The following is a 12,906-nucleotide window of genomic DNA, read 5'->3' on the forward strand; positions in this document are numbered from 1 at the left end:
GGCCCCGCCGGCGCCGGCGGGGCCTGTCCCATATGCGCGTCAGAAGGTGAAGCCAGGGTTGACCTCCATGCAGGCCTCTTCGTCCGCGCCGTTCAGCGGGTTGGCCGACTCCGGGGTCTTCTCGTCCGCGGCCTTGGCCGGGTACGCCCCCGCCTCGCGCCAGTCCGCGCCGACCGCCAGGACGATGCCCGACACATCGGTCGACTTCTTGACCTGCGACGCCGGGATCCCGAGTGCCTTGGCGACCGCCTGGGCATCGCCCTCCAGGTCCGCGCTCGGGTAGAGGATGCCGGTCCTGGCCGCGCCCTCGACGTTCTGCGAGTCGGTCGACGCCCTGGTGAAGCCGGCGTCCTTCAGCAGCTTCTCGACCGTGCCCGCACGGCCCTGGGCCGGACCGAGCGTGTCCGTGCCGGTAGCGTTGCGCACGCTGACCGCGATGTCGGCGGGCGCGTCCGCCGGGTCCTTCGTGACCGGCGTCTTGCGCTTGGACGCCTTGCCGTCCAGCGGGATGTCCTCACGGATCATCCGGAAGACCTGCTCGGCCTCCTCCGGTTTCGGGAAGACCCGCCCGCTGAGCGCTCCCGTGCCGTAGACGTTCGGCATGGTCGTCATCGTGATGCGGTCGGTCGGCGCCTTCTTGAGCTCGTCGGCCAGGTCGTACAGCTTCTTGACGGTGTCGAGGCCCTTGTCCACCGTCAGCGCGCTGGTGGCGGCCTCCGCCAGGTCCGTCAGCCTCCCGGGGTCGGTGAGCTTGGTCCCCTTGCGCAGTTCACGCACCATCGAGTTGAGGTACTGGTGCTGGGCCTTGGTCCGGCCGAGGTCCGTGTTGTCCTCGAAGCCGTACCGCGTGCGCAGCCACTGGAGGGCCTGCTTGCCCTTGACGGCATGGGTGCCCTTCGTCAGCTTCAGGCCCGATCCCTTGCCGTCCCTCGTGTGTGAGTAGACGTTGGCCCTGACACAGACCGGGACGCCGCCCACCGCGTCGGCCATCGAGACCACGCCGGCGAAGTCGATCAACATGAAGTGGTCGATGGTGATGCCGGTGAGCTCGTACCAGGCGGCCACCGTGCACCCGGGACCGCCGCGCTCCAGGCTCTCGTTCGTCTGGACGACGTCCGTGCTGGCGGGGAAGACCTTGCCGGAGTCGGGGTCGGTGCACTTGGGCATCTTCAGCATGGTGTCGCGCGGCATGCTGACGACCGACATGTTGCTGCGGTCCGCCGAGACGTGCAGCAGCATCTGCACGTCCGCGAGGGCGGGGCCCCCGAAGTTGGCCTTGGCGCCGCCGAGCTTCTGGTTGGCCTCGGTGTCCCGGGCGTCGGAGCCGATGAGCAGGATGTTCAGGGGCGTCTGCCCCGCGGCGTTGGCCTTGTGGTCGGCCATCTTCTTGTCGCCGAGCGTCAGGTCCTCCTTCTTGATGTTGCCGTTGAGGTGTCTGTAGTACAGGTAACCGGCGCCGCCGGTGCCGAGTATCAGCAGGGCGAGGACGCACGCCACCCAGCGCAGTACCCGCCGTTTGCCTCCTTTGGCCGCCCGCCGCGAACGGCGGTTCGGCCCGCCGGGGCGCTGCTCGCCGGCCGGCGCGGCCGGCCGCTTCGACCTGTCGTGACCGCTACGGCCCCCCGCGCCGCTCACGGCGGGGCGGTCGTGCCGCCCGCGAGGACGCGCCTCTTCCCCGCGCGTGCTGTTCCGTCCCACCAGGACCCCCCTGCTGCTCAGACTTACGCTGTGGCGCGGCGACCCATCGTCACTTCGCGCATTCCGCCTTGTCGGCGCTGGCCTTCTGAATGTCTTCCGGTGCCTTCTGCGGACCGGTGAGGGGCACTCCGGCGCCCTCGTAGTCCGCGCCCAGGGTCAGCACCATCGCCTGAGTCCCTCCGGTGCCGGGCTTCCCCTGCTTCAGTGCGGTGGCGGGCAGGCCCATGATGTCCGCGAGCGCGCGGGCCTGGTCCGCCTGTGCCGGCACGTACGCCAGGGTGGTCTTGTCGATCTTCGCCGGGGCGTTCGACCCGTTCGACGAGCCGCGCACGCCCTGCTCGTCCTGCAGCCAGCGGACGGTCGCGCCAGCCGCACCGGTGAGGTCACCGCCGTTCAGGACGTCGACCCTGATGTCGGCGGGCTTCGCCCTGCTGCCTTCGAGGACCGCATCCCGCTTGGACCTGGCCGCCCTCTCCTGCGCCTTCACCTCGGTGAGGGAGGTGTCCGAACGCATCAGGCCGAAGAGCTGCGGAGCCTTCTGCTGGTCCACGACCACGGTGACGGGCGTCGGTTCGGCCGGATTGTCCTTCACCGGGAGTGTCACGAAGGTGACGTTCTTCGGGTCGATCCTGCCGAGCTGTCTGGCGAGCGAGGTCAGCTTCTTGATCGACCCGATTCCGGAGTCGACGGTGAGCGCCTTGGTCGCGGCGTCGGCCAGCTTGAAGAGCTTGCGCGGGTCGGTGAGCGTGTCCTCGGACTTCATCCGGCGGATCATCGAGCCGATGAACTGCTGCTGGACCTTGATCCGGTCGAGGTCGCTCCGGTTCCCGAAACTGTGGCGGGTGCGGACGAACGCCAGCGCCTGTTCGCCCTCGACGGTGGACTTCCCGGCCGGCAGGTCGAGGTGGGAGTCGTCGTCCTTGACGCTCTTGGCCAGGCAGACCTCGACGCCGCCGACGGCGGTGGAGAGCGTCTTCACCGCGTTGAAGTCGACCATCATGAAGTGGTCCACCGGCAGACCGGTGATCTTCTCGACCGTGCGCATCGTGCAGCCGGGATCGCGCCCCTCCTGGCCGAGGCTCACGTTGAAGCGGATGTTCTTCGTGCCCGGTATGACCTTCTCCGAGCCGTCCGGCTGCTTGACGGTGCAGTCGGGTATGTCGGTTATCAGGTCGCGCGGGATGCTCAGCGCCGTCGCGTTGGTGCGGTCGGCGGAGACGTGGAAGAGGATGTTGGTGTCGGCGTGGCCGATGCTGCCCTTGTCGCCGTACCCCTCGTTGCCCTTGCCGGTCCGCTTGTCCGTGCCGATGATCAGGATGTTGAGCGGGCTGTCGGCGTGGGCGACGGTCCTGCTGCCCACGCTGCCCACGTCGACGGTCGCGAGGTTGCCGTTGAACTTCTGGTAGAGCGCGTAGGCCCCGGCCGACCCGGCGAGGGTCACGAAGGCCATGACCCCGCCGGTCCACAGCAGCACCTTGCGGCGGCGGGACCTCGGCTGCTTGTGGCCGCGCGTACGGCTCCGCTGCGCGGGCACACGGCCGGGCGATTCGGCGGATTCGCCGCCACCGGCGAGGTCGGCGTTCCCCCGGGAAGGGCCCGCCGACTCTGTTCCGGAGTTGTCCAGTCGCAATTCGTAATTGCCGGTCTGCGGGTTGAGCACCCACTGGTCGGCGGGATCGATTTCCTCCGCCCGCCCACGGTTATGCGCGTCCACGGTTTTCTGAATCCTCCGTCGGTGCCACGCGAGTCACCTTCCCCGGCAGGGCGCTCGGTCGCTTCTCCCGGTCATGTGCCGTCTGCTGGCGACGAGCACCGGATCGCGTCAGCGTATCCGGCAGAACCGGTCACAGGGCACGGGCGTGACGAAGTCCACGCCCCTTACAACCGGGCATTTCGCCTATTTCACTCCGATTGCGTCCCGATACTTGGGAATTGCTTTACGAGCCGCACGGGTCGTCCGCCGCATTCGACCCCGAATAGGTCGGAGCCGGCGTGGGGCTCCCGTCCGTACCGCCGGGCTTTTCGCCGGACGGGTTCTCGGAGCTGTGATCCGGCTGTGAATCACCGGAATTGTTTTTCTCGGGCGGGACCACGGCGACGGGTTCGTCCTTCCGCAGCTGGGTGAAGAGCCTGTCGGCGGCCGGCTGCACGAGCTCGTCCCGGTTCGCGTCGGCGCGGTAGGCCTGCCTGGGCACGGTCAGGAACTGCACCTTCTCGGTCGGTACGTTCCGCATGCCGCGCACCAGGTCGTACAGGTCCCGCAGGGAGTCGAGGCCCGGGTCCGTGGTGAGCGACTTGGTCGCCGCATCCAGCACCGGGTACAGCCGCGTCGGGTTCAGCAGGACGCCGTTGCTCTGCATCTTGTTCACGAGGGCACCCAGGAACTTCTGCTGGCGGTCCATGCGCTCGGTGTCGCTGCCGTTCCCGATCGACTTACGGGCCCGGACGTAGCCCAGAGCCTCCTCGCCCTCGAGCTTCTGCCGCCCGGCGGGGAGCTTGAGATGGGCGTCCGGGTCGTCGACCGGCTCCTTGAGGCAGACCTCGACGCCGTCCACGGCGTCGACCATGTCCTTGAAACCGGCGAAGTCGACGACCATGTGGTGGTCGACCCGGATACCCGTCATGTTCTCGACCGTGCGGATCGTGCAGGCCGTGCCGCCGAGCTCGAAGGCCCAGTTGAACTGCGCGAACTGCGCCTTCGTCGCCTTGCCGCCCTCCGTGTGGCAGCTGGGGATCTCGGACATCAGGTCGCGGGGGATGGACACCGCGGTCGCGCTCCGGCGGTCGGCGGCGAGGTGCAGCAGGATCGTCGTGTCCGAGCGCTGGCTGCCACCGTCGTCACGGCCGTAGGCGCTGTTGTCGCCGGACCGGGTGTCGGAGCCGATCAGCAGGATGTTCTGCGCGTCGTGCGCGACGGGCAGCGGCCTGTCCTTCTCGTACGCCTTGAGCTCGGCCGCGGCGCTGGTGTCCGTCGTGATGTTGCCGTCCAGCTTGTTGTAAAGCCACCAGCCGACCCCGGCCGCGACCAGCACGAGGAACGAGGCGGCGAGGGCGGTCCAGCGGAGCCAGTGGCGCTTGCGGCCGTCGGGCTCGGGGCGCGCGGCCCACGTCCCGTCCCCGTCCTTCCCGCTGCCGCTCTCCGGGGCGGCGGTCCCGGCAGTACCTCCGTCGCCGGCCTCCTTCCCGGAGCCGCCGTCACCGTTCCCGCCGCTGGTTGCGCCGTCACCGCTCCCGCTGTCCCGGCTGTCGCCGTCGTCCTGCGGGGCGGTCCCTGACGCGTCGCGCGCCCCGTCCTCGGGCTCGTCCGCTGCCGAGTGGTCGGGGCGGTCCGGTTCGGCCGGAGGGTTGGGGCTGTCGCTCACGTCTGCGTCCATCCTTCACGTTCGGCGGCGCGAGTGGCCGCCGGTCGCAGAAGTAGACGGCTGAACCTCACGCTTGGTTGTGCTTCAGGCGGCGTTCTCGACGTTGCCGCGTACCGCCCGATCATGTACCGCCACCGGTGCTCAGTCCCGGGGGCTCGGCCCTGCATGGGCCGGACGGGTGCCCCTCACCGCGCTTGTCATACCGCCGTGTTGGTGATCCGCTCGCTCTCGACGCGCCTGGTCAGCGCGGCCGCGTCCAGTTGGTCCAGGTGGCGGCAGAGAACGACGGAGCCCCCGGCGGCCAGCGGCGCGAGGAGTCCGGTGGACAGTCCCTCCCAGGTGTCGTACGCCCGGCCGGTCAGCAGCCGGGAGCCGGGGAGGAGCCCCAGCGCCGCCGCGTCCTGGCGGGCCCGCGCGACGACCTGGTCCGCCGTCAGCTCGGCGCCGCCCACCACCAGCGCGGGGGCGGCGGGGTCCACCGGGGCGTACGGGGCGAAGCGGTCGCCCTGCCCCGGTACCTCCACCGCGTAGTCCGCGAACCCCTCGGGCGGCTGCGGGAACCGCCCGCCCAGTGGGCGCAGCGCCAGCGCGATCCGCTCACCGCCGCAGGCGCGGGCCCGGTCGAGTGTCTCCGGTCCGCTGACGACGAGGTCGGCGGAGGCCGGGTCGCCCTGCACGTCGGCGACGACGCCGACCGAGGAGCAGGCGAGCAGCCAGACCGCCGACTGCCAGTGGGCGGGGAGGAGCAGGGCAAGGCGGTCGCCGGGCCCGGCGGCCAGATCCCCCTGGAGCAGATTGGCGGTCTTCGCCACCCAATTGGCGAAGGTCGCCACCGACAGTTCGACGCGCTCTCCGGTTGCGTCGTCGTAGAAGGTGACGAGAGGGCGGGCCGGGTCCGCGGCGAGCGCGGATCGCAGCAGGTCGGCGGGGGTGCGATCACTGGCGTTCATCCGCGCAAGGGTACGCGGATGCCGAGGGCCGGGCGGGGCGTGACGGGTGATCCGTACACCGGTTCGGCAGACGGAGCGTCAACTGCACGCGCGCGTACTCCAGTAGCCGGGAATGCCGGACTCTGCCAACTATTTCCTGTATGCGTGCACTTCTTGTAACTTCCATCGGCGTCACCTGCGTGACGGCACTCACCCTCCCGCTCGCCGCCCCCGCACCCGCCGCCACCGTCTCCGCCCCGGTCGCCCACGCGTCCGCGGCCGTCCCCGTCGAACCCGCGGGTTCGACACAGTCGCTGCCGCTGCGGCCGCTCGGCGGAGCCGCCCCCCGGGCAACCGGCCGGCCCTCCGAATCCATGACCCCCGCAGCCGCACAGGGGCTGCTCCGGCGGGACTCCCACCGCTTCTCCATGGTCGGCGTCGTCTGGGACGACGCCGACACCGAACTCCACGGCACCGTCCAGGTCCGCACCCGTGCGACCGACACCACCCGGTGGTCAGGCTGGCAGACCCTGGAGACCCACAACACCGACCACGCGGCCGACTCCGGCAGCTCCGAGCGTCTGTCGGGCCGGGTACGCGGCTCCACCGTCCCGCTCTGGGTCGGCGACTCGGACGGCGTCGAGGTACGCGTACGGTCCGAGAACGCCGGACCGCGAACCGGCGCCGCCGACACGGCGCCGCTCCCGGCCGGCCTCCGCGTCGAACTCGTCGATCCCGGCGACGACCCGGAGCTGCCAGGCGCCGAGGGCACCCCGGCCACCGTCACGCCGTCGGCGGCTGTCGCGACCCCCGCCACGGCCCCCAAGCCCGGCCCGCTCCCTGAGGAAGCCGCGGGCCTCAGCATGGCCGCGGCGGAGAGCTCCGCGGTCAACGCCGACCTCGCCCCGCTGGGCGCCGCCGAGATCACCGCCCTGAGCAAAGCCGAATCGGAGGAGCAGGCGGTCGTCGGAGCCGGCGCCAAGCCCTTCGTGGGACCACGTCCGCGCATCGTCACGCGCAAGGGATGGGGCGCCGACGAGAGCCTGCGTGAGCGCGCCTTCGCCTACACCTCGACGGTCAGGGCCGCCTTCATCCACCACAGCGCCACCGGCAACAACTACACCTGCTCCCAGGCGCCCAGCGTCCTGCGCGGCATCTACCGCTACCACGTCAAGAGCAGCGGCTGGCGCGACATCGGCTACAACTTCGCCGTCGACAAGTGCGGGAACATCTATGAAGGGCGTGCCGGAGGTGTGACCAAGGCGGTGCTCGGAGCCCACACACTCGGCTTCAACACCAACAGCATGGGCATCGCGGTACTCGGGACGTACAGCTCGAAGAACCCGCCCGCCGCCGCGGTCACGGCCATCGCCAAACTCACCGCCTGGAAGTTCGGCCTGTTCGGCCGCAACCCCAAGGGCAAGGTCACCCTGGTCTCCGGCGGCAGCGGCAAGTACAAGAAGGGTGCGAAGGTCAGACTCAACGTCATCTCCGGGCACCGCGACGGGTTCGCAACCGAATGCCCCGGAAGCCGTCTCTACAAGAAGCTCGGCACGGCCAGGACCAGTTCGGCCAAGCTGCAGGGCCGCTGACCGGGAGAGCTCCGAACGGTCTGCATACACTGGCCAGCCGATACGAGGCCCGGCCCCAGCAGGAAGCAGAGACGGTGCTGTGACAGAGGCAAGAGAAGCGATCCTCCTGGTCGGTGGCAAGGGCACCCGGCTGCGTCCCCTCACGGTTCACACCCCGAAGCCGATGGTGCCGGCGGCGGGGGTGCCGTTCCTCACCCACCAACTGGCGCGCGCCAGGGCCGCGGGGGTGGAGCACATCGTGCTCGCGACGTCCTATCTGGCGGAGGTATTCGAACCGTACTTCGGTGACGGTTCCTCGCTCGGCCTCTCCATCGAGTACGTCACCGAGGACGAACCGCTCGGTACCGGCGGGGCCATCCGGAACGTGGCGTCGCGACTGGCCTCCGGCCCGGACGAACCCGTCCTCGTGTTCAACGGGGACATTCTCACGGGTCTCGACATCCGGGCCCTGGTCGCGTCGCACGCCACCTCCGGGGCGGAGGTCTCCCTGCACCTGACGAGGGTGGACGACCCGCGCGCCTTCGGTCTGGTGCCGACGGACGGCACCGGCCGGGTGACGGCCTTCCTCGAGAAGCCGCAGACACCCGAGGAGATAGTCACCGACCAGATCAACGCGGGGGCGTACATCTTCCGCCGCTCGGTCATCGACACGATTCCCGCCGGGCGGCCGGTGTCCGTGGAGCGCGAGACCTTCCCAGGGCTCCTGGAATCGGGCGCCCACCTCCAGGGCATGGTCGACTCCACCTACTGGCTGGACCTCGGCACCCCACAGGCGTTCGTACGCGGATCGGCCGACCTCGTCCTGGGGCGCGCCCCGTCCCCGGCGGTCCCCGGCCGCTGTGGCGAACGTCTGGTCCTGCCCACCGCCTCCGTGGCCGCCGACGCCAAACTCACCGGCGGCACCGTCGTCGGGGACGGCGCGCTGATCGGCGAGGGCGCCAGGATCGCCGGCTCCACCGTGCTGGCGGGTGCCGTCGTCGAACCGGGCGCGGTGATCACCGACTCCCTCGTCGGAGCGGGAGCGAGGATCGGCAGCCGCTCGATCCTCACGGGGGCGGTGATCGGCGACGGAGCGCGGGTCGGCGCCGACAACGAACTGCGCGACGGGATCCGCGTCTGGTGCGGGGCGGTCCTCCCGGACGCGGCGGTCCGCTTCTCCTCCGACCAGTGACCGGGGTCGTCCGGCCGCCGGACGACCGCCATCGGCCTTACCCTCGACAGGTACCCCCGACGACCGAGGACCTCACCCGTGGCAGGACGCTTCGTACCCCGTACCGCCGCCGCACCCCGCGGGCGACCGGCGGCCACGGACGCGTCCGGCCCGGCGCTGACCCGGACCTGGACCCCGCCGGGCCCGCTGGACCTGCGGCTGGTCATGAGCCCGCTGCGGCGCGGCCCGGCCGACCCCGCCTACCGCGCGCTGCCCGACGGAACCTTCTGGCGTGCGACCCGCACCCCCGCCGGCCCCGGCACCCTGCGCGTCTCGGCGTCCTCCGGCGGCACGGTCCACGGGGCGGCCTGGGGGCCGGGCGCGCAGTGGCTGCTGGACGGGCTCCCAAGGCTGCTCGGCGCCGACGACGTCCCGGACGACTTCCGCCCGCGCCACCGGCTGCTCGCCCTCACCCAGCACCGCAGGCCCGGTCTGCGTCTGCTGCGCACCGGGCTCGTGATGGAGTCCCTCATTCCGTCGATCCTGGAACAGAAGGTCACCACCGACGAGGCCTACCGTGCCTGGCGGCTGCTGCTCCGCACCCACGGCACCCCGGCCCCAGGTCCTGCGGACCCTCGCTTCGCCACGTACGGCCTCCACGTCCTGCCGGACGCGAGGACCTGGTCGCTCATCCCGTCCTGGGAGTGGCACCGCGCGGGTGTGGACGCCAAGCGTTCCGCGACGATCCTGCGCGCGGTCCGGGTGGCCCGGCGCATGGAGGAAGCTGCCGGGATGGGTCTCGCCGAGGCCATGGCCAGACTCCAGCTGATCCCGGGCATCGGCCCCTGGACCGCGGCGGAGACCCTCCAGCGCTCCAACGGCGCCGCCGACGCGGTCACGGTCGGCGATCTGCACCTGCCCGGCATCGTCGGCCACGCGCTCGCGGACAACCGGAACGCCGACGACGAGGAGATGCTCGCGCTCCTGGCCCCTTACGAGGGCCAGCGCCACCGTGCGACGCGTCTGATCATGCTCTCGGGCCGCATCCCGGCGCGCCGGGCTCCCCGGATGACGCCGCGCGACATCGCCCAGCTGTGAACCGGCCGGGACGAGCGGCCCGGCTCAGCGCACCGCGATGAAGGCTTCCGGATCGCGGGGCACCCGTGCCGCGGGCGCACCCTTGGGATGGCCGACGGCCACCGCGCCCAGCGGATCCCAGGTGTCCGGCAGGTCCAGCACCTCACGCACCACGGACCGGCAGAACATCGTCGAGGACACCCACGCCGAACCGAGCCGCTCACCCGCCAGCGCCACCAGGAAGTTCTGCACGCCCGCACCCGCGGCGACCACGAACATCTCGCGCTCCGCGGTGTCCCGGCGCTCGTCCCCGTAGGCGTGCGCACCATCCGTCACCAGGCACGGCACTGCGAGGTAGGGCGCGTTGCGCAGGACGTCGCCCCGCCGTACCCGCCTGGCGATCGACTCATCGCCGCGCCCGTCCCGCCGCAGGTCCGCGATCCACGCCTCCCGCATGGCGTCCAGCAGCCGGTGCCGGGCACCGGCGGACTCCAGCAGCATGAACCGCCACGGTGTCGTGTGGTGCGGGGCGGGGGCCGTCACCGCCGCCGCCACCGCACGCCGTACGGCGCCGGGGTCGACCGGCTCATCCGTGAACTCCCGTACGGTGCGCCGCAGACCGAGCGCCTCCCGCACCGCCTCCGAGGTCCCCAGCCGGAACATGTCGTCGGCCGCCACCCGCACCATCGCGCGGGCACCCTCCTCGGGCTCCCCGGTGCCCGCCACCACGTGGGGCAGCCCGCGTACGACCGCGACCGGCAGCCCGGACGCCTTGCCCTTCACCAGGTCACCGGCCGAGGCCAGCTCGTCGGCGGTGGCCACGACCGTGGCGCTCAGGGGATTGCCGTGCGCGTCGGTGCCGCCCCGGAGGTCGTCCAGCACCCTGACACCCGCCGCGCCGATCGCGACGTCCGTGAGCCCGTTGCGCCATGGACGGCCGAAGGTGTCCGTGACGACGACCCCGATCTCCACCCCGAGCGCGTCCCGCAGGCCGTCCCGGATCGAGCGGGCGGAGGCGTCCGGGTCCTCGGGCAGGAGCAGCACGGTTCCCGCCGGGGTGTTCGAGGCGTCGACCCCGGCCGCCGCCATGACGAGCCCCTGGCGGTTCTCCACGATCCGGAGGGCTCCGCGCCGGGCCACGACCCGGACGGTCTCGGCGTCGATCGCGGCCTCCCGGTCGGCGGCCTCGACGATCCGGCCCTCCGCCTTGGAGACGATCTTCGAGGTGACCAGCAGGACGTCGCCGTCGGCCAGGCCCGGTTCCGTGGCGGCGATCAGCTTCGCGAGATCGTCGCCCTCTCGCACCTCGGGCATTCCCGGCAGAGCCCACACCCGGTACGAGGGCGCCATCCGTGCAGGTCCGGAGCTCACGCGCGTACCTCCTCGGCCAGGGCCAGCGCCTGGCGGGCCATCTCCGCGGTGGCGTCCACGTCCGTCATCATCAGGGGAACGGCCCGGCAGCGGATGCCGGCGGCCTCCACCTCGTCGACGGCTCCCGCGTCGACGGTGTCGACGAGCCAGCCGTCGAGCAGCCCCGAACCGTAGTGCTGGGCCACGGCGGCCGCGGTCGACTCGACGCCCACGGCCGCCAGCACCTTGTCGGCCATGCCGCGCACGGGCGCGTCGCCCACGATGGGGGAGAGCCCGACGACGGGGACCCCCGCCTCGGCGATGGCCTCGCGGATTCCGGGTACGGCGAGGATGGTGCCGACGGAGACGACCGGGTTGGACGGCGGGAAGACGATGACGTCGGACTCGGCGATGGCTTCCAGCACGCCGGGCGCGGGCTTGGCCTGCTCCGCGCCCACCGGCACGATGGCCTGCGCCGGCACGGAGGCGCGCAGCTTGACCCAGTACTCCTGGAAGTGGACGGCCTTGCTCTCGCCGTCGACGTCCACCGCAACGTGCGTCTCGACGCGGTCGTCGGACATCGGGATCAGCCTGACCCCGGGCTTCCAGCGGGCGCAGAGCGCCTCGGTGACGGCGCTGAGCGGGTAACCGGCGCCGAGCATCTGCGTACGGACGATGTGGGTGGCGAAGTCACGGTCGCCGAGGCCGAACCACTCGGGCCCCACGCCGTACGCCGCGAGCTCCTCCTTGACCTGGAAGGTCTCGTCGGTACGCCCCCAGCCCTGCTCCTCGTTGATGCCGCCGCCGAGGGTGTACATCACGGTGTCGAGGTCGGGGCAGACCTTCAGTCCGAACAGATGGATGTCGTCGCCGGTGTTGCCGATCACTGTGATGTCCGCGTCGGGCGAGGCCTGTTTGAGGCCACGCAGGAAACGAGCACCACCGATACCGCCGGCCAGAACCACAATGCGCATACAGAACAGTCTGTCAGGCGGAGCCTGATCGTTGTCGGGGTGGTGGCGGGTGACGGGTGGGCTGTCAGGCGGAGCCTGATCGTTGTCGGGGTGGTGGCGGGTGACGGGTGGGCTGTCAGGCGGAGCCTGATCGTTGTCGGGGTGGTGGCGGGCGACGGGTGGGCCTCGGCCGTGCGGTCGCCGGACGTCAGGCCGGTACGACGTTCTCGGCGGCGGCGGCGCAACGGGCCGAGTGCATCGGCATATCGGTCAGCCCGGGGAAGTAGATGTGCAGGCTGACGGCGGGCTCCAGGGAGTGGTTGACGACCTCGTGGACGTAGCCGGGTGCGAAGACACGCTGGGAACCGGAGGCCAGAACCCGCGTCCCACGGGTGGTGTGCTCGGTCAACTCGCCTTCCAGGACCGTGAGTACACCGGAGGACAGGCCGTGGTCGTGACGTCCGCTGCCCTGGCCGGGGACCCAGCTCAGCAGCCAGATCTCGTAACCGGGGAAGGCCGTGGCGCTGCCGGGGCCGGGTACCGGGGGAGCGCTGTGCAGCCGGTGGTACCAGCGGGTCGTGGTGTCGTACCGGACGAGCGGGGCCCACCGGCCGCGGTCCGCGGCGATGGACCGGGCCATTCCGACGAACTCGGACACGGTGGAGGGGTGGGGGCTGGCCGGGCGGAGCAGGTGCTGGACCTCGAGGATGTCGCCGGCGATGGAGAGGTCGCTGTCGCTGTTCATGGGTGCGGTGGTTCCTCGGCATGTGGATGCGCGTACGTGGGGGTGTCGCG

General features: G+C 71.3%; 10 protein-coding genes. 3 read left to right on the top strand and 7 right to left on the bottom strand.

Features of this window, described 5'->3' with window-relative positions; genetic code table 11:
* Positions 1-39: 39 nt before the first annotated feature.
* From ACFU5K_RS24265 to ACFU5K_RS24280, 4 genes are all read right to left on the bottom strand, one after another.
* A complete protein-coding gene (locus tag ACFU5K_RS24265; protein WP_384065201.1) occupies positions 40-1,698 on the bottom strand; it encodes an LCP family protein in 1,659 nt (552 codons plus the stop codon).
* 49 nt (positions 1,699-1,747) lie between these two features.
* Positions 1,748-3,412: an LCP family protein gene (locus ACFU5K_RS24270; RefSeq protein WP_384065203.1), complete on the bottom strand. Its 1,665-nt coding sequence runs from the start codon at positions 3,410-3,412 to the stop codon at positions 1,748-1,750.
* Positions 3,413-3,635: 223 nt separating this feature from the next.
* Complete coding sequence (locus ACFU5K_RS24275; protein ID WP_384065205.1) at positions 3,636-5,072, bottom strand: LCP family protein; 1,437 nt, start codon at positions 5,070-5,072, stop codon at positions 3,636-3,638.
* Between the two features lie 185 nt (positions 5,073-5,257).
* Positions 5,258-6,010: a TIGR03089 family protein gene (locus ACFU5K_RS24280; protein WP_384065207.1), complete on the bottom strand. Its 753-nt coding sequence runs from the start codon at positions 6,008-6,010 to the stop codon at positions 5,258-5,260.
* Between the two features lie 140 nt (positions 6,011-6,150).
* Between ACFU5K_RS24280 and ACFU5K_RS24285 the strand changes: the two genes are divergently transcribed.
* From ACFU5K_RS24285 to ACFU5K_RS24295, 3 genes are all read left to right on the top strand, one after another.
* Positions 6,151-7,581, top strand: coding sequence for a peptidoglycan recognition protein (locus ACFU5K_RS24285; RefSeq protein ID WP_384065209.1), 1,431 nt, complete (start codon positions 6,151-6,153; stop codon positions 7,579-7,581).
* Between the two features lie 79 nt (positions 7,582-7,660).
* Positions 7,661-8,752 (top strand): sugar phosphate nucleotidyltransferase, encoded by a 1,092-nt coding sequence (locus ACFU5K_RS24290; RefSeq protein ID WP_384065211.1) that lies wholly within the window; start codon positions 7,661-7,663, stop codon positions 8,750-8,752.
* A 78-nt stretch (positions 8,753-8,830) separates the two neighbouring features.
* The gene (locus tag ACFU5K_RS24295) at positions 8,831-9,829 is read left to right on the top strand and encodes a DNA-3-methyladenine glycosylase family protein (RefSeq protein ID WP_384065213.1); all 999 of its coding nucleotides are present in this window, start codon (positions 8,831-8,833) and stop codon (positions 9,827-9,829) included.
* A gap of 24 nt (positions 9,830-9,853) precedes the next feature.
* On the opposite strand, the gene ACFU5K_RS24300 is transcribed toward ACFU5K_RS24295, so the two are convergent.
* The 3 genes from ACFU5K_RS24300 to ACFU5K_RS24310 form a co-directional block, all read right to left on the bottom strand.
* Positions 9,854-11,158, bottom strand: a complete 1,305-nt coding sequence (locus ACFU5K_RS24300; RefSeq protein WP_384065244.1) for a coenzyme F420-0:L-glutamate ligase — start codon at positions 11,156-11,158, stop codon at positions 9,854-9,856.
* 17 nt (positions 11,159-11,175) lie between these two features.
* Positions 11,176-12,132 (bottom strand): 2-phospho-L-lactate transferase, encoded by a 957-nt coding sequence (gene cofD, locus ACFU5K_RS24305; protein ID WP_384065215.1) that lies wholly within the window; start codon positions 12,130-12,132, stop codon positions 11,176-11,178.
* A gap of 187 nt (positions 12,133-12,319) precedes the next feature.
* Positions 12,320-12,856, bottom strand: coding sequence for a cysteine dioxygenase (locus ACFU5K_RS24310; protein WP_384065217.1), 537 nt, complete (start codon positions 12,854-12,856; stop codon positions 12,320-12,322).
* Positions 12,857-12,906 lie beyond the last annotated feature (50 nt).

The organism is Streptomyces sp. NPDC057428 (assembly GCF_042803195.1).
In the GTDB taxonomy this organism is placed as follows: Bacteria; Actinomycetota; Actinomycetes; order Streptomycetales; family Streptomycetaceae; genus Streptomyces.